The organism is Tritonibacter mobilis F1926, assembly GCF_000376545.2.
GTDB lineage: Bacteria > Pseudomonadota > Alphaproteobacteria > Rhodobacterales > Rhodobacteraceae > Epibacterium > Epibacterium mobile.
In genome coordinates this window covers 289,116-309,105 of the sequence record NZ_CP015230.1, presented here as the reverse complement: position 1 = coordinate 309,105, position 19,990 = coordinate 289,116, and the positions used below count along the sequence as shown (strand labels likewise).

Annotated in this window: 17 protein-coding genes; 4 read left to right on the top strand and 13 right to left on the bottom strand. The window is 58.4% G+C overall.

Features of this window, described 5'->3' with window-relative positions:
• Positions 1 to 4: 4 nt before the first annotated feature.
• Genes K529_RS01515 through K529_RS01500 form a run of 4 tightly spaced genes read right to left on the bottom strand, consistent with a single transcriptional unit; the run spans position 5 to position 3,549 of the window.
• Positions 5 to 397, bottom strand: coding sequence for an ExbD/TolR family protein (locus tag K529_RS01515; RefSeq protein ID WP_005612170.1), 393 nt, complete (start codon positions 395 to 397; stop codon positions 5 to 7).
• A complete protein-coding gene (locus K529_RS01510) occupies positions 397 to 1,077 on the bottom strand; it encodes a MotA/TolQ/ExbB proton channel family protein (RefSeq protein ID WP_005612171.1) in 681 nt (226 codons plus the stop codon). Before K529_RS01510 ends, K529_RS01515 begins: the two co-directional genes overlap by 1 nt.
• Positions 1,074 to 1,520, bottom strand: a complete 447-nt coding sequence (locus K529_RS01505; RefSeq protein WP_005612175.1) for a hypothetical protein — start codon at positions 1,518 to 1,520, stop codon at positions 1,074 to 1,076. The genes K529_RS01510 and K529_RS01505 overlap by 4 nt, the downstream gene beginning before the upstream one ends.
• Before the next feature lie 16 nt (positions 1,521 to 1,536).
• Positions 1,537 to 3,549: a TonB-dependent receptor domain-containing protein gene (locus tag K529_RS01500; protein WP_005612177.1), complete on the bottom strand. Its 2,013-nt coding sequence runs from the start codon at positions 3,547 to 3,549 to the stop codon at positions 1,537 to 1,539.
• A 252-nt stretch (positions 3,550 to 3,801) separates the two neighbouring features.
• On the opposite strand from K529_RS01500, the gene K529_RS01495 reads away from it, so the two are divergent.
• The 4 genes from K529_RS01495 to K529_RS01480 are packed head-to-tail and all read left to right on the top strand — an operon-like array spanning position 3,802 to position 7,573.
• Complete coding sequence (locus tag K529_RS01495; RefSeq protein WP_005612180.1) at positions 3,802 to 4,857, top strand: hemin-degrading factor; 1,056 nt, start codon at positions 3,802 to 3,804, stop codon at positions 4,855 to 4,857.
• Positions 4,857 to 5,702 carry a heme/hemin ABC transporter substrate-binding protein gene (locus K529_RS01490; RefSeq protein ID WP_005612183.1) on the top strand — a complete coding sequence of 282 codons (846 nt, stop codon included), beginning with the start codon at positions 4,857 to 4,859 and terminating at the stop codon, positions 5,700 to 5,702. Before K529_RS01495 ends, K529_RS01490 begins: the two co-directional genes overlap by 1 nt.
• A gap of 3 nt (positions 5,703 to 5,705) precedes the next feature.
• Complete coding sequence (locus K529_RS01485; protein ID WP_005612186.1) at positions 5,706 to 6,794, top strand: FecCD family ABC transporter permease; 1,089 nt, start codon at positions 5,706 to 5,708, stop codon at positions 6,792 to 6,794.
• Positions 6,791 to 7,573 carry a heme ABC transporter ATP-binding protein gene (locus K529_RS01480; RefSeq protein ID WP_005612189.1) on the top strand — a complete coding sequence of 261 codons (783 nt, stop codon included), beginning with the start codon at positions 6,791 to 6,793 and terminating at the stop codon, positions 7,571 to 7,573. Before K529_RS01485 ends, K529_RS01480 begins: the two co-directional genes overlap by 4 nt.
• Positions 7,574 to 7,640: 67 nt before the next feature.
• On the opposite strand, the gene K529_RS01475 is transcribed toward K529_RS01480, so the two are convergent.
• From K529_RS01475 to K529_RS01435, 9 genes are all read right to left on the bottom strand, one after another.
• Positions 7,641 to 10,109: an ATP-binding protein gene (locus K529_RS01475; protein WP_406707199.1), complete on the bottom strand. Its 2,469-nt coding sequence runs from the start codon at positions 10,107 to 10,109 to the stop codon at positions 7,641 to 7,643.
• 207 nt (positions 10,110 to 10,316) lie between these two features.
• Positions 10,317 to 11,354: a LysM peptidoglycan-binding domain-containing protein gene (locus K529_RS01470; protein WP_005612193.1), complete on the bottom strand. Its 1,038-nt coding sequence runs from the start codon at positions 11,352 to 11,354 to the stop codon at positions 10,317 to 10,319.
• 11 nt (positions 11,355 to 11,365) lie between these two features.
• Entirely contained in the window at positions 11,366 to 12,445 is a 1,080-nt protein-coding gene (locus tag K529_RS01465) for a transporter substrate-binding domain-containing protein (protein ID WP_005612196.1), read from the bottom strand.
• 116 nt (positions 12,446 to 12,561) lie between these two features.
• Positions 12,562 to 13,221 (bottom strand): hypothetical protein, encoded by a 660-nt coding sequence (locus K529_RS01460; RefSeq protein WP_046002834.1) that lies wholly within the window; start codon positions 13,219 to 13,221, stop codon positions 12,562 to 12,564.
• A gap of 589 nt (positions 13,222 to 13,810) precedes the next feature.
• Positions 13,811 to 14,104 (bottom strand): DUF1330 domain-containing protein, encoded by a 294-nt coding sequence (locus K529_RS01455; protein ID WP_005622431.1) that lies wholly within the window; start codon positions 14,102 to 14,104, stop codon positions 13,811 to 13,813.
• 66 nt (positions 14,105 to 14,170) lie between these two features.
• Positions 14,171 to 15,661: an NCS1 family nucleobase:cation symporter-1 gene (locus K529_RS01450; RefSeq protein ID WP_005622429.1), complete on the bottom strand. Its 1,491-nt coding sequence runs from the start codon at positions 15,659 to 15,661 to the stop codon at positions 14,171 to 14,173.
• A 90-nt stretch (positions 15,662 to 15,751) separates the two neighbouring features.
• Positions 15,752 to 17,206 carry a dihydropyrimidinase gene (hydA, locus tag K529_RS01445; RefSeq protein WP_040642375.1) on the bottom strand — a complete coding sequence of 485 codons (1,455 nt, stop codon included), beginning with the start codon at positions 17,204 to 17,206 and terminating at the stop codon, positions 15,752 to 15,754.
• A 10-nt stretch (positions 17,207 to 17,216) separates the two neighbouring features.
• Entirely contained in the window at positions 17,217 to 18,467 is a 1,251-nt protein-coding gene (locus K529_RS01440) for a Zn-dependent hydrolase (RefSeq protein ID WP_005622426.1), read from the bottom strand.
• A gap of 83 nt (positions 18,468 to 18,550) precedes the next feature.
• The gene (locus K529_RS01435) at positions 18,551 to 19,984 is read right to left on the bottom strand and encodes an NAD(P)(+) transhydrogenase (Re/Si-specific) subunit beta (RefSeq protein WP_065317464.1); all 1,434 of its coding nucleotides are present in this window, start codon (positions 19,982 to 19,984) and stop codon (positions 18,551 to 18,553) included.
• Positions 19,985 to 19,990 lie beyond the last annotated feature (6 nt).

Sequence of the window (19,990 nt, the reverse complement as noted above, 5' to 3'; positions counted from 1 at the left end):
AGCGCTACCCCATGACCGTTACGGCCAAGTCAGGTTGGCCGCGTAGCACCGCCAAAACATCGACCAATCGCTGCGATGTCACCTCACCTGACAGGCTCAACAGCACCTGTTGCGAAGAGTTTTCTTGTTGCGCGCGCAACTGGCCGAGGCTCTGTGCCAGCCGATCCAGCGCAACCACTTCTCCGTTCAGCGAAATCTGCCCCGGTGACAACCTCAGAAATAGTGGGCGCGTCTCGCCAGACACGCCCTGCCCGGCCTCGGCCGCCATCAGATCGACAGTGCCAAACCGGGAAAATGTGGACGACAGCATGAAAAACAGCAGCAGCAGAAAAATCACATCAATGAGCGAGGTCATCGACAGTCTGCGCTTGTGTTTCTTGCTGAGGCTCAGTGCCATCAGGCGGCCTCCGGTCGCGCCGCGCGAGGGGCAGACTGCCGATCGGGGGCAAAAGCCTGACGCAATGCGCGATTGGCAAAGACCCGGTCGCGCTCCACGGCACCACTCAGCCAGCCATGAATGGCAGCCACAGGCATCGCCACCGCCAACCCCGCCGCAGTGGTCAAAAGCGCCACCCAGATCCCGCCTGCCAGCACAGTCGGATCAACCGAAGTGCCCGCTGCCTGCAATCCCTGAAACGCCTCGATCATGCCAAGAACGGTTCCGAACAAGCCGATGAGCGGCGCAAGTTGCGCAACCAGATCCAGAAATCCAAGCCCGGTCTCAAGGCGCAAAAACAGCGCCTCCGCCTCCGCATCACAGCGATCCGATGCCGCCGCACGATCTTTGACCTCTGCGCAGGACATCGCACGCTGGATCGGGGCGACAAGATAGCTCTTTGATTGCGCCAGTAGCGCCGTGGCGGTTTTGGCATCGCCCCGCTCATAAGCCTCCAGTGCCATGGAAACCCGCCGATGGCGTCCGACACCGGAGCGGCGAAACTGCCATATTTTATAGAGAACCGTCGCCGCGCTGATGATCGACAGCGCAATCAACAACACAACAACAGGGCCACCGACCTCGATCACCTCAAGGAGGGACGCCCGCATCGAGCCCCAGATTTGCGTGATATCATTCATCCCAGCAACTCCACATCCGTGCGGCTGGAGAGCGAAAGCCCTTCTGTGCAAAGCGTGCTACCGCCACCGCTTTGACATTGGCTGGCACCGTTGATCAGAACCCGCCCCAGATCTTCGCAAGCCACGTCTGAGAGATCGAACTGCCGCACCCGAGGGCGCTCTGACGGCAGGTCGCGAAAATCAAACAGCGTAAGCATCATCACCTGACCGGCCCGATCAAAGAGCACGGTCTCGTAGACCGCCTCCTCGATATCGGTGGTACCGGCGTTCTGCGCCACAAACGACAGGCGGCACGCGCCCGCCTGATCCTGCAACGCATTGAGTTCAATCTGAACGCCTGATTTTGGCGGGGTATCCGTGTCCTGTGCCAAGGCTGCCCCCCCGAGGGAAGAAAGGGCCGCGATGGCAAGGACAGCTTTATAAGCCTGGCTCTGGTGGTTCATGATGTATGCTCCCTGATCAGAAGGCCGCTGAGAGCGAAACCTTGATGTTGCGACCGGGAGCCGGGCGTGTTGCAAGATGAGTTTGGTATTGTTTGTCAAAGAGGTTATCAACACCGACACGCAGCTTCGCCTCTTTCAAATAACCTGTGTCAATTTGATAAGACGCGCGCAGGTTATGCACTGCAAACCCCGGGGTGGCTTCGAATCTCTTATAAAATTCGCCTTCCCAAGAGACATCCAGCCTGTCGTTGAACTTCTTACCTAGGGTCAACTCGAGATTGTTGGTCGGCATACCATCATAGCGTTGCAAATATCGGTTGGGAGTCGGAATGGCGAACTTGGACCAATGCCCGCTGCTGATGTTTGCATTCATATCCACATAGAAGCCGGAGGCGTGGCTGTATGAGGCTTCAAGCTCGACGCCTTTGGTGTCTTGCTGATCGAAATCCATGAAGTTGGATCCTGACGACGTGTAGTCCCACAGACGGGTCTGCCAAAAATTCACTTTGGCCATCAGAGTATCATCTGACGCAAACACGCCGACCCGATCATAAGACGCACCAAGTTCGTAGGTCACAGCCTTCTCGGTCTGTGTCATCAAGATTGGATAGTGCGTGTAGTCGACGTCATCGATGACCGGGAAACCCGCTGTGTAGGCGACTGAGCCAAAGAGGGCAAAACCACTTTGGAATTCATACCGCGTTGAGAGCCCCCCCATGAGCGCGCTATTGTCAAAATCCTGACCCGCGCGGATGTTTGTGCCATCATTGCTGGCCTCGATATTTTGGCGTTCATAGCGCAGCGCTGGTGTCACCGTCAGCCCATTGTCAAAGTCGATCTCGTCAACCGCGAAGAAGGCCAGCCGCTTGTCAGTGCCGCCAGGAGCAGAGGCGGCATTCAGGCGTTCTTTGCGCAGAACTTCAACACCTGCACGCAGGTTGTGTTTCACACCAAATGCCTGAAACAACGACGCGTTTTTAACCGTGAGCTTGGTTGTTTCGTACCGGTGATCGGCGTCTTGAATACCAAACGGTATACCGCTCACCTGCTCTTGCTCGATGTACTGATCCGCGTAAGATAGCGTTGCGGTCAGATCGAGCAGATCGTTACCCACCGGATTGTAAGCATATTCCAAAACTGCTGTCTTGGACTCTGTCAAACGGTCCACGTTGCCAAAGACCGAATTCCCGGCGAATGCATCATAGGGGACGTCTTTTTCATCGGAAGTGCTCTCATTCCACGAGAGCGTCAGAGACTGATCAGCATTGTCTCCAAAACTATACTTGCCCTTGAGCAAAAGTGATGACACCTCAGAGGCTGTGTTAGCCACGACATTGCCATCGCCATCGGTGTAGTCATCCTGTTCGCGGTAGGTGTAATTGAACAAGAATTCCAAGTTCTCTGTTGGCTGCCAGCCCAAAATGGTGGAGGAAATACGCGCGCCAGAGTTACCATGGTAGCTTAGCGTCTGACGCCCCGCGAGACCCATTTGACCTTCGGTCAGGTCAGATGCATTGATCGTATCAAGCTTTACAATACCACCGATAACGCCTGAACCGTATTCGAATGAACCAACCGTACCGCGAATGACAGAGACCTCGCGATACAACTCTGGATCAGTCGAGAGTTGGGTCCCAATCCGATAAAGTTCTTCAGACCCCACCGACGCTCCGTCGATCTGGATCTGAACCTTCTGATTGGCTCCATAGGTGCCATCTGCGCCATGCCCGCGAATGTTGATCCCGGCACCCGTGGGCGTGCCGGAGTTTACCAATGCCACACCAGGCACAGAGTCGATCAGCTCAGCGATGCTGCTGGCCTGACGGTCCTGAATTTCTTCGGCGTTGATGACGGTCTCTGGCGTTGCGGTATCGGTCTGGACGTCGCGCTTGTTGTTGCCCAGAACCAGCAGACCGAGGAAGCCATCCTCATCGCTTGCATCCTGAGCGACGGCAACCGTGCTCGTCATCGCCAATGTCATCGCGGAGGCAGAGCACAAAAGTGCTCGGCGCATATGTTTGATTTTCATGTCGTCCCCATGTTTTTCGTGCAGTTGGATTCCGCATGCTCGCCTGGGGCTGGCTTGGTATCTCGCGCCTGATTTTATCGAATAGTTGCGATCTTCTGGCGTTCACTCTTGCGGCCATTAAGATGATTTATTAAATCTGTCAAGAATTATCCCGACGCAGGCCACGGCCCACGCGCCGGCCGTCAGCCTGATCGTCCCGCCTGCCAGCGGACGCAAGCCAGCAGTACCCCATCCCAAAGATCGAGGACCCTGATGGATCAGGCCATTTCTACTTCCCCCGAGGGAATCCGCCGTCTGCGCGACGAACATCACGCTCTGCGCGCACGCGATTTCTGTGATCGATTTCAAATCTCTGAAGCCCAGCTCGTCGCCGCGTACACCGGCCAAGGCGTCACTCGGATCAAAGCGCATCCTGATGATATCATGCCCCGCATTGAGCGTCTGGGAGAGGTCATGGCGCTAACGCGGAATGCGTCCTGCGTGCATGAACGCGTCGGCATCTACGGCAACTATAAAAGCGGGCCACATGCGGCCATGATTCTGCAGCCGGAAATCGACCTGCGTCTCTTTCCCTCGCATTGGATCAGCGCCTTTGCGCTGGAAGAGCAGACCGATAAGGGCATGAAACGCTCGATCCAGATCTTTGACGCGGCGGGGGACGCTGTGCACAAGATCCACCTGCGAGAGACCTCAAACCATGACGCCTGGGCGGACGTGATAGCGGAACTTGCCACTGAAGACACCTCAGACACGCTGGAGGTCGCCCCGCGCAAACCCGCAGAAGCTGCCAAAAGCAACCCCGACAAACGCGAGCTTTTGCGCAGCGAGTGGCGCAAGATGACAGACACGCATCAGTTCCTGCGTCTTACGTCCAAACTCAAGATGAATCGCTTGGGGGCCTATCGCATTGTGGGCGCGCCCTTTGTAGAGCGCATGGGACCAGAAGCCGTCGATGCTGCGCTGCAATCACTGACCGGAAGCGGCACTGAGATCATGCTTTTTGTTGGCAATCGCGGCTGCATCCAGATCCATGGCGGCCCTATTGAGACCCTGCGCGCAATGGGGCCTTGGCAGAACGTGATGGATGAGCGGTTCAATCTGCACCTGCGCCTTGACCACATCCATGAGGTCTATGTGGTCAACAAACCAACGCAGCGCGGCCCGGCTGTCTCACTGGAAGCCTTCGACGCTGAGGGAAACATCATTCTACAGATCTTTGGCCGCGCCACCGCAGAACGCGACAGCCGCCCTGACTGGGAAACGCTCCTGTCCGCCCTGCCCCGCCTTCAAACAGAGGACGCCGTCTGATGCGCCATATCGCTTTTGCCGCAGCCCTGAGCCTGATGGCTACAGCCACCCCCATGCTTGCCGCCGAACGCATTCTTTCCATCGGCGGCTCTGTCACCGAGATCATCTATGCGCTTGGAGGAGAGGACAAGGTTATCGCGCGTGACACCACCTCCAGCTATCCGGCTGCCGCCGAAGAGTTGCCCGATGTTGGCTATATGCGCGCGCTGTCGCCCGAAGGTGTGCTCTCCGTGAACCCGGATCTGATCGTCTCCGAAGCTGGCGCAGGCCCGGCTGAGACGCTTGAGGTCCTGAAAAAGGCCGGGATCACTTTTATCGAAGTGCCGGATTCCTTTACCGCTGACGGCATCCTGGAGAAAATCGCCGCCGTAGGAGAGGCCATTGGCAAACCGGCTGAGGCCGCCATACTTTCCGCCAAGGTGGAAAACGATCTGACCTCAGTGGCTGAAAAAACCGCCACCATCCCCGAAACTGAGCGCAAGCGTGTGTTGTTCATCCTGTCTACGCGCGGGGGCCGCATCATGGCATCGGGCACCAATACGGCTGCGGATGGCATCATTTCGCTCGCGGGGGGTGTCAACGCGCTGACGGATTTCGAAGGCTACAAGCTGATGACCGACGAAGCGGTTTCTCAGGCTGCGCCAGATGTAATCCTGATGATGGACCGGGGCGGTGATCATGGCGCACCCGATGATGAGCTGTTGGCCCTTCCTGCAATCGTCACAACTCCCGCAGCAGAGACCCGATCCGTCATCCGGATGGATGGGCTCTATTTGCTGGGCTTTGGTCCGCGCACCGCAGATGCCGCGCTCGCACTGGCGCAAAAAATCTATGGCACGTTCTGATCCATGGTAGCGTTGAGTGAAACCGAACTGCCCGCGCCCACGCAGGACATCAAGCAGCTAGATCGCCGGATCATCGCCCGCCGACTGAGCGTCATTTTGATGGCCTTGCTGGCACTTGCGGTCGTGGTGAACCTTGCATTGGGTGCGTCGGGCACCTCGCTTTGGGGGGCACTTGGCAAACTGATTTCCAGCGAAGACCTGACGACGATGGAACGGGTGGTTTTATGGGACATACGCCTGCCTCGTATCATCCTCTGCATCTTGGTGGGGGCAGCACTTGCAGTGTCAGGCGCGGTCATGCAGGGCCTCTTTCGCAACCCTCTTGCCGATCCCGGTCTTGTTGGGGTTGGCGCGGGGGCCGGTTTAGGTGCAATCACATCTATCGTTTTGGGGAGCCTGCTACCGGTCGGGTTTCAGAGCCTCTTTGGCCATTATGTGACCCCTGCGGCGGCCTTCGTCGGCGGTTGGGGCAGCACGTTGATCCTGTATCGGGTCTCAACCCGCGGTGGGCGCACCTCTGTCGCCACGATGCTGCTTGCAGGGATCGCGCTCGGATCGCTCGCGGGCGCGGTTTCGGGCATTCTGGTCTACATGGCGGATGACAATCAACTGCGTGATTTGACCTTCTGGCAGATGGGGTCGCTTGCCGGAGCCACATGGGAGAAATCAATGATTGCCGGTCCGGTGATCTTGCTCGCCATTGCAGGCTCCACTTGGCTTGCACATGGGCTCAATTGTCTGGCCTTGGGTGAGGCTGCGGCAGCGCATATGGGTATTCCGGTTCAACGTATGAAAAATGCTGCGATCTTCTCGGTCGCAGCCGCCACGGGTGTTGCGGTTGCAGCCACGGGGGGCATCGGCTTTGTCGGCATTGTCGTGCCGCATGTGCTGCGCCTTGCTACGGGGCCAGATCATGGCACCCTGCTGCCCAATGCGGCCCTTCTGGGCGCAACACTCCTGCTCGGTGCGGATCTCATCAGCCGTACAATCATTGCCCCGGCGGAACTGCCCATCGGTATCGTTACAGCGGTTCTAGGGGCTCCGGTGTTTCTGTGGATCTTGCTGAAACGGCGCGGGATGGTGGATCAATGACACTGCATGCAGATCAACTCTCGCTCACGATTGGCAAAAAGCAAATTCTTCGCGATGTGAGTTTCACCGCCCGCGCGGGCGAGGTGTCCGCCATCGTGGGGCCCAATGGCTCTGGCAAATCCACATTACTCAAGGCGCTGGTCGCAGAGTTACCAAGCACCGGCAACATTACCCTGAATGGGCGCGCCTTGCAGGATTATAAGCCGTGGGAACTTGCAAGCCTGCGTGCCGTCCTGCCACAAGCCACCGTCCTGGCTTTTCCCTTCACCGTGCTGGAGGTGGTGCGGCTTGGGCTGGCTGCCGGACCCGACGCCAACAATCCCGAACTTCCGTTTGAAATGCTATCGCGCGTGGATCTCGACGGATATGCCGGGCGCTACTATCAGGAGCTCTCGGGAGGTGAGCAGCAGCGTGTCCAACTTGCCCGTGTCTTGGCGCAGGTGGGGCGTCCGATGCGTGACGGTCACCCCTGCTGGCTGTTTCTGGATGAACCTGTATCGAGCCTCGACATCGCCCATCAGCTAACCGTGATGGAGATCGCGCGCCAGTTTGCAAGCGACGGCGGTGGGGTGATCGCGGTGATGCATGACCTGAACCTGACGGCGATGTATGCCGATCATGTGCATGTCATGGCAGAAGGGCAAACCGCTGGCGCAGGATCCGTAGCAACGGTGCTGACCGATGCACGCCTGTCTCAGGTCTATGGCTGCCCTCTGCGCACCGGGGTGGTTCCGGCAGACGTCGGCGTATTTGTATTGCCGCAAACCGCGCGCGCCTGAGCCCTAAGACAAAAGCGACCTGCGCGTTTCTTGCGCAGGTCTGCCCGAACCGACTTGGCGTGCCGCTTCAGGCCGACGCCGCGTGACGTAGCACATCCGGGTCTTCCATGACCCCCGCCATGCCACTCAGCAGCTCTTTTTTGTTGATCGGCTTTGACAAAAAACCGTTCATACCCGCAGCCAGACAGGCCTCACGATCGCTGGCAAACGCATTCGCGGTCAGCGCCACAATCGGGGGTTGCGGGTGGTTTTGCATACGGATCAGTCTGGTCGCAGTCAGGCCGTCCATTTCCGGCATCGACATATCCATCAGGATCAAGTCGGGACGGTGTCGGGCGCAAAGCTCCACCGCCTCATAGCCATTTTCGGCTTCGATCAACTCTACCCTCAGATCTGACAGATACTTTCGGATCAGGAGCCGGTTAGTGCGATTGTCCTCGGCCAACAGAACCTTACATCCGCGAATGCGATCTAGGTCCGGTTCGTGGGCAGTGTCGGTCTGCTCCGGCTGGCCCAGCGGCGCGTCACACTGGATATAGAGCGAAAAACAGCTGCCCCGCCCCGGCTCAGAATGAACGGTGATATCGCCCTGCATCTGCTGCGCCAAAAGGCGAGAGATGGTAAGCCCCAACCCCGTGCCGCCAAAGGATCGGGTGGTCGCCGCATCTGCCTGCGAAAATCGGTCAAAAATATTGTTGAGCTGAGCCTGCGACATGCCGATGCCAGAGTCCTGTACGTCGATGGTCAGCCTGTAAGGATCCGACTGCGCGCGCAAAACACGCACGTCCACACGACCGGATGCGGTGAATTTCACCGCATTCCCCACAAGGTTCACAAGGATCTGGCGCACGCGCCCATCGTCAGCCCGCACGGACTTGGGCAGGTCGGTGGCATAGTTCACATTGAGCGTCAGCCCTTTTTCGCGCGCAACAGGGCGCAAAATATCGACAGCGCTTTCAATGCAGCGTTCAAGGTCGAAGTCCACGGGTTCCAGCGACAGTTTGCCGGATTCCATCCGTGTGAGATCCAAGATGTCATTGATGATCTTCAAAAGCGCCTTGGACGATGTGCGGATAATCTGGACATATTGCTCCTGTTCTTCAGGCAAGGCCGTTTCCGACAGCAAATCCGCCATCCCGATGATCCCATTCATCGGCGTGCGGATTTCATGGCTCATATTGGCGAGGAATTCCGTCTTAGTGCGATCCGCTTCCTCAGCCGCACGCTTGGCTTCGGCCAATTCAACCGCATTTCGTTTTTGCGAGGTCACATCACGCTCGATGCCGATAACCATGCGCATGTCACCATTCTCATTGAGGACGGGCACAAGGTTCGTGTCCACCCAAATGGTGTTGCCATCCTTGGTGTAATTCAAAATCTCGCGGTGCAGCCGTTCGCCCCGCGCGATATGTTCCGCAATCTCGCGAATTGCCTCCGGGTCGGTTTCAGGGCCGTTCAGCAAGTCTCCCGGTCGCTTCCCAATCGCATCGTCAATCGTGTAGCCCGTCATACGGGTGAACGCATCGTTGACCCAGAACACGCGCAGATCCGGGCCACTCAGAATGATGCTGTCAGAAGCATTTTGCGCAACCGTCGACAATTGCTCCAACTCGACCTGGTGTCGTTCCAATTCCTGTTCGCGCTTGCGCAGCGTCTTGATGGTAGATCGGCGAACAGCTGAGAGCCTGCACGCCATGAACGTGGGTACGATGATCAGGATACCTGCCACGATCAACACAAGCCGCAGCTTCCACAGGTTGCCCGGTTCCTTGGGCCAGCCACCGCGCGGGATTGCGGCCAGTTCCCATGTGCCGGTGGGCAAGATGACATCCATCACCATCGGGCCGTGCTCGTGGATCGCGGGATCCCCGTAGAACACGCCCCCCTGATGGCCGGTGCCATCGCGACCGCTCAGCGCAATTTCAATCGGGAGATCGGCCTGATGTAGCCCAGCCCCCTGATAAAGCGCATCCGCATCAATGACCGCAGCGACCATTCCCCAGAAGGCACGATCCTCACCTTCGCCGGTAAAAACCGGAAAACGGATGATAAACCCGGTTCCGCCCTGAACCAGATTTACGGGCCCCGCGAGGACGATCTCGCCGCTGTCACGCATTCGCATGACGGCTTCTCGCTGGGCGTCATTCTTATTGTAATCAAGACCAAGCACCGCCTTGTTGCGCTCGTAGGGGTAAACCATCGAGACAACCAGATCCGGCGCAACGGCAATATTCAAAATCTCAGGTAAATCGCCAGCGACATAAGCGGCAATCTCGTTGAACCGATCCTGTGTCATCGACTGCTCAGACACCAAAAGCCCCACAAGCCCTTTGATCAGCTGCACGTCCGCAGTCAGCTGACCTTCCAGATGGGAGCGGATCAATCCAGCCTCAGCCAGCACCTCTGCCCGCAGCTCTTGTTTGTTGATGATCCGGTTCTGGTTCTCGGCAAAGATGAGAGATACGCCAACGACAAACAGCGCAATCCAGGTGGGCAGATACGTCCGATTTCCCAACGCTAGAATAATAGACCGCACCCTGTCGCGCACTGTTCCTGTCTCCGTCTCAACTTTGGAACCCCATAACTTGCGTTGCCAGTATCGCCGAGAATCCTTCCCGGGCCGTTAAGCAACCATAATTTCATCATTGAACCGAAGGACAAGGAGATATTTTATATTTCAAAATTAAAGGATCACAGTGCAGTTGCAGAGAAGCACCGCTTTTTGAACCCATGCAGCGCGCTATTACTGCAGGCCCGCCCAGAACAACTCCATCTGGCGGCTCATAATTTCATCGTACTTTCCGCTTTCACGCAGCTTTCGCAGCCCGGCGTTCACCCGGTAAAGATATGACGTTCCGCGCCAGTGTGTTTTTGATATTATGACATGAAGGCTCACCTGAGAGAGCGGTTTCTCAAGTGGCTCGACCTGACCACGTAAGCCTTCTGCCACCAATGCGCTTGCTCCAACAAAGAGATTGAGCGCCGCGGCATCAACGCGCCCCTCGGCCACCATGCGCAGGCAATCACCGGCGCTTTGTGGTTGCAGAAGGGTGATTTTATCCTCGCTCAGCCAGCGTCGCCCGGCGCTGTCCAGATCATACACATCCTCACGCAGCGGGCGGCACAGGGTTTTACCCACCACATCCGCATCGCTGGCATAGGCCATCCCACCACGGCTGCGCACAAACAGCATCACCGGCACTTCGATCAGCGGATCTGAATAATGATACTTCACACATCGCGGATTGCTCGCATCCGCAGTGCAATCTGGCTTGGCCCATGGAAACCCCATATCGAACCGCTTGCTGTCGAGCATGGGCGACAGATGCTGGCTCCAGTCATCTTCCCATGTGATTGCATAAGGCACGGGCGACGGAGCAAGTTCCAACGCGGCATTGACCAGTTCTGTCACCAGCCCCTGTCCGGGCAGGTTCGGATCAGTGAAAGGCGCGTAATTGCCGCCTGTCAGCAGATTGAGCTCTGCTGACGGCTGGCGAGGCGGTGCAGGCTCCACCACGGCTTCCTCAGGCTCGGCATCTGGCGGGCAGGGAATAAAGAGCGTGCGCCCCGGAATGACCGAGGGGCCATCCAAATTTCCCTGATTGCTATAGTAGATCACCGTCCAGCGTTCGCGGTCGCCATAATGCGCCTCTGCAATCGAAAACAGATTGTCTCCGGGCTGCACCACATAATCCACATCACAAATCGCCCATGCGGCTGAGGGCATAAGCCCTAACAACAGCACCACCCGCCAGATCAGCGGCATCAGAACGCGTCGCATCTGTTTCTCCGTCAGAACCCAGCCCAGACGCGGGCAAGGTGATCTTCGACAATGGTTTGATACGACCCATCTTCACGAATGCCGCGCAGGCCGCGATTCACAATATCGAGAAGTTCCTGCGCCTGAGGGTGCGACTTATGCACCACCACATGATGCGACTGGATTGAGATCGGCTCAGGCACCACTTGAATGCGCTCCACGATCCCCATCTCTTTCATCTTATTGCGACCGGTGAATTCATTCAGAACCACCCCATCCGCTTTGCCTTCAAGCACCAAGTCAAAGCAATCACCCGGCGTCGCCGCGACAACCAAGGTGATCTTCTCCTCACGCAGCCAGTTGCGACCGTTTTCGTTGAAAATCGAGGTGTCATAGCCTTTGGGGCGACAGATCGATTTGCCAAAAAGATCCTCGTCCTTGGCAAAGGACACCGGGCGCGCGGCATCGGCAAACATCAGCGTCAGCGTCTCAAACAGCGGATCAGAAAACAGCAGGTTCTTGCACCGGTAGTTATCCGGCAACTCAGTACAGTTGGGTTTGTACCATGGAAAACCAATGTCCAGCAGCGCATTCGACAGCAGTGGATCAAAGTGAGAGGCCCAATCATCCACCCAATGAATCGCAAAGCCGCGCTCGGGGTTTGCCTTGATCATCGCGGTGTTCACAAGATCGGTCAGCAGGCCACCATTATGGAGATTTTTGCCGGTAAACGGTTCAAAATCATCCCCCGTCAAAAGGTTGATCTTCTGACGCACCGCTGCATTTCCCGCCTCGATTCGAACTGGCGTTGCTGCGGCTGGCGCTGCTTCTTTCAGCGCACGTCCCCCTTCAAGCCCAACCGGCAGCCCATTCAGGCAGGTGATCTCCAGCGGCATTCCCACGCGGATCGCACTGGGCTTTGGGCCAATGGCGGCAATGTTGCGATTGTGGATCGCGGTCCACATGCCAGCGTTCTTATAGAGCCGGTCGGCAATCACGGAGAGACTGTCGCCGGGTTGCACCCGATAGATGCCCCCGCACGTCTGAGCAGCCCCCATATGCGCCCAGAGCACGGACACCCCAAGCACCGCAGCCGCGATCAATTTCTTCATTAGTCCCCCCGAAAATACTTTTAGTATTATATCTGCCGAACAGGTTTCATGCTGATGGCAGTCTTGTTTCTATTGTTGGACAACAGGCGTGGCAGCGCGCCGTTATCATTTTGTTTCTACTGAATAAAAAGGCTGAGTATTGTATCCGTGTCGACGCGACCATCGGCCCGCACCAGCCCTCGTGGTACAGAAATTTGCCCCCGCAGATACGCATCATTCAAAAGCCGATCAATATAGGTCGCCGACTGGCCTTGTGCATGGGCGGTCATCACCAGCTGATAGAGGTCAGACCCTCCCACGATTGGGCGTCCTGACACATTGCTCTGACCGCTTGCAACTGCGGGCGGCGCGACCGGTGCGGGCGTGCGCAACGCCGCCAATGTCTCTGCTGTCATCTTGGACATCAGATCACCGCTGGCCTCAAACGCAGGCGTTGCCGTGACCGGCGCGGCAGTCACAGGTGCCGCAACGGTGTTGGGTTCCGGCGTCTCGATCGCTGCAACCTGCATGAGGCGGGCAAGATTATCCGAAGGCGCAACCGAAGCCGCCGCTTCTGGGATCACGGCCGCCGCCACCGGTTCCTGCGTATTCGGGAGCAGCGCCAGTGTGGTGGCCCCAAGGATCAAAATCCCAGCCACCGCTGCAGCCGCCAGCAAAGGTTTGGCAAAACGATCATCCGACAACAGATCAGCCCATGCAAATCGGCCGCCAAAGTCACCGCGCGCGTGGCCGCCAAAATCCCCACCGGCGGAGACCGGAGCGCTCTGCTCAGGCACCGGCTGGGGCGTCGCCGCGGGTTGCGTTGATGGCACAACATTGGCCGCCCGTTGCGGGTCATGGCCTGCAATCTTGCTCTTCAGAGCGAGCTTTACGCTTCCTGAACTGGAAATCGTTTCAATCTTTGTCGGAAATTTTCTTGCCTGTGTCCCATTGGGACTTGCCGTCTGGGCAGTTTGAAACTGCCTCTGCTTTAACTGCTGCATTGTACCCCACCCCGTCACCGATACGCAAAATGCCACCGATAAAAAACTCGCCGCTTGACGTTTACCATTTGTTAACTATTTGCCCGAATCATGTCAACATTTTGCGGGCAGTACAAGTATTGTCGCGAATTACGGCATAACATTCGCTTTATCCGGCGGTCTCTGTATGAGGCCAACGGATCGCGGGCGGCAAAATATGCCACCTGAAAATGTTCAGACTTCGTTTTTTATGGCTGTTCAGGGCGACCCAACTGACCCGGACTGTACCTAGCGCAGCGGGTCGACGTTGGACGGGGTGCGGTCCGCCCTCTCCTCACAGTCACTGCAATCGCGCATGACGTTTGGCGGACTTCTCACTACACCATCGCGCCCGATAAGGGTCTTAGTCCGGCGCTCCTTCAAGGATCAAGATATTGGCGATCCCCGCACCTTCTCTGTGGGCTTTGGCTTCTTGATACTCGGTCGAATGATAGCAGGCCAATGCTGCTTCCATGGAGTCAAACTCGATCACCACGTTGCGCGGATGGCCTTCGCCCTCCAGATGTTCGACCGCACCGCCACGTGCCAAAACGCGGGCACCGTGTTTCGCAAAAGCATTCGTCGCCCCCTTGGCATAAAGCGCATAGGGGTCCGGATTAGTCACGGTAACATGGGCGATCCAATAGGCTTTGGGCATAGAACTCTCCTTCTTTGTGTCCTCAGACGGGATGCGCTCCGGAGACACCCCCCGGAGCGACAGAATTTACTTGTTCATCACCTTGGACAGCAGCAGATAGGCCGCGCCCGCCACAAACAGCCCCACAAACCACGCGTAGGTGTAGATGGTCGCAAAAAACGCAGAGGTCCCATCGGTCAGGCCAACGCCCGCCAGAAAGCCCGGCAAGTTCGGCAGAATACCAATCACCAGCGCCAGAATACCGGCCCAGTTGGTGCCGTTCTGGCCCGAATAGATGCCGTTCGACTTGAATAGATCAGCCACCTCAAGCCGGGTTTTGCGCAACAGGTAGTAATCCGCCAGCATCACACCCGCGATCGGCCCCAGAAGTGCCGAATAGGCAATCAGCCAGCCGACGATATGGTTCACCAGAATCCATGGGAACATGGCGATCCCGATGGCTGCGGTGATGTAGCCGCCGCGCTTGAGGTTGATCTTGCTCGGCGCGAGGTTGGCAAACCCATGCGCGGGTGCCACCACATTGGCCGCAAGATTTGTCGTCAGCGTCGCCACGATCAGCGCAAACAGCGCGATGATCACCGCAGAGCCGCCCATGCGCTCAGACAGTTGCACCGGATCCCAGATCGCCTCGCCAAAGATCACCACGGTGGCCGAGGTCACAGCAGACGCGATAAAGGCAAACAACGCCATCGGGATCGGTAGACCTACCATCTGCCCTACCAACTGGTCTTTTTGGCTGCGCGCGTGACGGGTGAAATCCGGAATATTGAGCGCAAGCGTCGCCCAATAGCCGATCATGCCCGTGAGGCTCGGCCAGAACACGGCCCAGAACTGCCCCTCTTTGGGCTGACCCGGATCAAAGGCGCTGGGGGTGGAAAGCATCTCGCCAAAACCGCCCGCCGCCGAATAGGCCCATGCCAGCAATGCAAGGCCCATCGCCAGCAGGAACGGAGCCGCGTAGGTCTCCAGCCAGCGGATCGACTCCGTGCCGTTCTTGATAAAGTAGAGATGCAGGCCCCAGAAGGCGAGGAAGCAGACAAATTCACCAAGGCTGATCCCAAGGAACGGCAGTGCCTCCCCCGCAAGCGCCCCACCGGTGAGCTTGTTGACGATCACAAAAATCGCAGACCCGCCAACCCATGTCTGGATACCAAACCAGCCACAGGCCACGATGCCCCGTGCGACCGCCGGGATCTTGGCCCCCGCCGGGCCGAAGGACGAGCGCAAGAGCACCGGAAACGGGATGCCGTATTTGGTACCTGCGTGGCCCACCAGAACCATCGGGATCAGGACGATCGCATTGGCGGCGAGAATGGTCATCACCGCCTGATCCCAGCTCATGCCAGCGCCGATCAGATAGGACGCCAACAGATAGGTCGGGATACAGACCACCATCCCCACCCAAAGTGCTGAAATGGACAACCAGTTCCATGTGCGCTCTGCTGCGGTGGTCGGCAACTGGTCTTCGTTGTAGAGTTCCGGATCCAGCCCCGCGAGATCCAGTTGACCCGGTTCGCTGTCCCGAGACGTGGTATACCCACTTGTTATATCGGTCATTTCCTTATTTCCTCCCTTTTATTCGGATTTGTGGCCCTTTCCTCCAAAGGGCGCAAACGAAAATTCCCCGGCCAGTGACCGGGGAAAATCTCAGACGCAGGCCGGCATGTTTTCCGGATCACGCACCACCTTGCGGGGCGCGGTCACTTCTTTCCATTTCGACAGCGCTTTATTGACCTCTGGATAGGGCGCGCGCGTGACGAATTTGCCATGCCCCGCTGTGGCGCAGACGGTGCCATTGTCCACCGCGATCTCGCCCCGGCTGAGGGTATAGCGCGGCAGGCCTTTGACCTCGCGCCCCTCAAAGACGTTGTATTCCACCACAGATTGCTGCGTTTCAGCCGAGATCACCTTGGTCTTTTCAGGGTCCCAGACCACCAGATCCGCATCCGCGCCTTCCAGCACCGCGCCTTTCTGCGGGTAGATGTTGAGGATCTTGGCAATATTGGTCGATGTCGCTGCCACAAACTCATTCGGGGTCAGACGGCCCGTGTTCACACCTTCGGTCCACAACACCGGCATCCGGTCCTCTAGTCCTCCGGTGCCGTTGGGGATCTTGGTGAAATCCTCAATGCCATAGCGTTTCTGCGCAATGCTGAAGGCGCAGTGATCCGTGGCCACCACCTGCAAGGACCCGGCCTGCAATCCCGCCCAGAGGCTTTGCTGATTGGCCTTGTCGCGGAACGGCGGCGACATCACGCGCTGTGCGGCGTGGTCCCAGCTTGGGTTGCGGTACTCGCTTTCATCCAGCACCAGATGCTGAATGAGCGGCTCGCCATAGACCCGCATGCCCTTTTGACGCGCCCGACGGATCGCCTCATGGGCCTGCTCACAAGAGGTATGCACCACATAGAGCGGCACCCCTGCCATATCGGCGATCATGATGGCGCGGTTGGTGGCCTCGCCCTCCACCTCGGGCGGGCGCGACATACCGTGGCCTTCGGGGCCGGTAATGCCATCTGCCAACAGTTTCTGCTGCATGGTCGCGACAACATCACCGTTTTCTGCGTGCACCATGGGCAAGGCTCCAATGGCCGCGCAGCGACGGAAGCTGTCGAACAACTCATCATCCTCCACCATCAACGCGCCCTTATAGGCCATGAAGTGCTTGAAGGAGTTGATGCCATGGTCGACCACCATCTGCATCTCGTCAAAGATCTGCTCACTCCACCATGTCACCGCCATGTGGAACGAATAATCCGCGCAGGCGCGTTTGGATTTCGCGTGCCAGGCCTCCAGCGCCTCCAGCATCGACTGACCGGGGCTGGGCAGGCAGAAATCGACCACCATGGTGGTGCCACCTGCAAGCCCCGCGCGGGTGCCGGATTCAAAATCATCCGCCGAATGGGTACCCATAAAGGGCATCTCCAGATGCACATGCGGATCAATTCCGCCCGGCATGACATAACACCCCTCAGCATCCAGCACTTTGCCGCCGCTCAGGTTCTGGCCAATCTCGACGATCTTGCCGCCTTCGACGGCCACATCCGCATCATAGCTGCGGTCGGCGGTCACAATGGTGCCGCCCTTGATTACGGTTCTCACGCTCACTGTCTTACTCCACGATTTCTGCGGTCTCGAGGACGGCATGCAGCAGCACATCGGTGCCAGCGGTGGCCCATTCGCGGCTGATGTCTTCGTCCTCGTTATGGCTCAGGCCATCAACACAGGGGCACATCACCATCGCAGTGGGTGCGACCTTGTTGATCCAGCAGGCGTCATGCCCCGCACCAGAGATAATGTTGCGATGGGAATAGCCGAGCTTCTCTGCCGCCTTGCGCACCGCGCTTACGCAGCCCTCGTCAAAGGTGACCGGATCAAAATGGCCGACTTGTTCGATCTCCAGTTGCAGGTCCAGATCTTCGGCGATCTTTGCGGCCCCTGCGCGCAGGCGCGCCTCCATATCGGCTTGAGTCTCGAAACTGGGCGAACGGAAATCGATGGTGAAGACAACTTTGCCCGGCACGATATTGCGGCTGTTGGGATAGTAGTCGCACTGCCCCACGGCCCCCACGGCGTCGGGCTGATGGCTCATGGCAATCTCATGCACCAGATCGGTGATTTTCGCCGCACCAAGCCCGGCATTGCGCCGCATCGGCATCGGGGTGGAGCCGGTATGCGCCTCCTGCCCGGTCAGCGTCACCTGCAACCAGTTCAGCCCTTGGCCATGGGTCACAACGCCGATGTCTTTGCCTTCTGCCTCGAGGATCGGTCCCTGCTCGATATGCAACTCAAACATCGCGTGCATCTTACGGGTGCCGACCGGCTCATCCCCGACATAGCCAATCCGCGCCAATTCCTCGCCGAATGTCTTGCCCTCTGCATCCTCACGCGCATAGGCCCAGTCCTGCGAATGCACCCCGGCGAACACCCCCGAGGACAGCATCGCCGGTGCAAACCGCGTGCCTTCCTCATTGGTCCAGTTCACCACCACAATCGGGCGACGCGGCGTGATGCCCTGATCGCGGATCGACCGGACAACCTCCAGCCCCGCAAGAACGCCCAGCACACCGTCATATTTGCCGCCGGTGGGCTGCGTATCCAGATGGCTGCCCATCATCACCGGGTCGAGATCCGGCTCCGCCCCTTCAAGGCGGGCAAACATATTGCCCATACTGTCGACGCCAACCGTCATGCCAGCCTCTTCGCACCAGCGTTTGAACAGATCGCGCCCGTCCTTGTCGGCATCCGTCAGCGTCTGGCGATTGTTGCCGCCGCGCAGACCGGGGCCAACTTGCGCCATTTCCATCAGGCTGCCCCAGAGCCGACTGCCGTCCACTCTCGTATTGCTCTGAAGATCCTTCATAGTCTTCTCCCTTCGTTTGAGGTCCGCAAGCCTCCTCGACCCGCTCCCTCATCTTTCAATCGTATTCCCCGCACACCCGCCGCTCACTCGATGATATTGAGGAGCGTGCTGAGGGATTGTTTTGCGTCGCCGTAGAACATGCGGGTGTTTTCCTTGAAGAACAGCGGGTTCTCGATGCCGGAATAGCCGGTGCCCTGACCGCGTTTGGAGACAAATACTTGTTTCGCCTTCCAGCACTCCAGAACCGGCATGCCGGCGATCGGCGAGTTGGGGTCTTCTTGCGCAGCCGGGTTCACGATGTCGTTGGAGCCGATCACGATGGCCACATCCGTCTCCGGAAAGTCGTCGTTGATCTCATCCATCTCCAGCACGATGTCATAGGGCACCTTGGCCTCGGCCAGGAGCACGTTCATGTGTCCGGGCAAGCGCCCCGCCACCGGATGGATCGCAAAGCGCACGTTTTTGCCCTTGGCGCGCAGGCGGCGGGTCAGCTCGGCCACATTGGACTGCGCCTGCGCCACCGCCATGCCGTAGCCGGGGATGATCACCACGCTGTCGGCTTCTTCCAGGGCCGCGGCCACGCCATCGGCGTCAATCGCCACCTGCTCGCCCTCGACCTCCATCGCGGGGCCGGTGCTGCCGCCAAAGCCGCCCAGGATCACCGAGACAAACGAGCGGTTCATCGCCTTGCACATGATGTAGCTCAGGATCGCCCCCGAAGAGCCCACCAGCGCGCCGACCACGATCAACAGATCATTGCCAAGGCTAAAGCCAATCGCCGCCGCCGCCCAGCCGGAGTAGCTGTTGAGCATGGAGACCACCACCGGCATATCCGCACCACCGATACCCATGATCAGGTGATAGCCGATGAACAAGGCCGCCAGCGTCATCAGCACCAGCGGCAGCATGCCGCCCGCGCCCAGATACCAGAACAGGCACAGAAGCGAGATCCCCGCCGCGCCGATGTTCAGGAGATGCCCACCGGGCAGTTTGGTCGCCGCCGAGGAGACCTTGCCCGAGAGCTTGCCATAGGCAATCACCGAGCCGGTAAAGGTCACCGCCCCGATAAAGACCCCAAGGAAGACCTCCACCCGCAGGATGTTGATCTCAATGCTGTCTTTCTTGGCCAAGAGGGCGGCAAAGCCTTCGAGCGTTTTGCGCGCGCCTTCGTCCATCGCCAGCACCCGGCCCAGTTCGATATGGGCGTTAAAGCCCACCAGCACGGCGGCCAGACCCACCAGCGCATGCATGCCCGCCACCAGTTCCGGCATCTGGGTCATCTCGACCTTGGAGGCCAGCATATAGCCGATCACACCGCCCGCGCCGATCAGCACCAGCGACAGGAACCACAGGCCAGAGCCCGGCCCGATGAGCGTCGCAAACACCGCCAGCGCCATGCCGGTAATGCCGTACCAGACCGCGCGTTTGGCGCTTTCCTGGCCCGAGAGCCCGCCAAGCGAAAGGATAAAGAGAACCGCCGCGACCACATAGGCCGCCGTCGTGAATCCAAAGTCCATGATCTC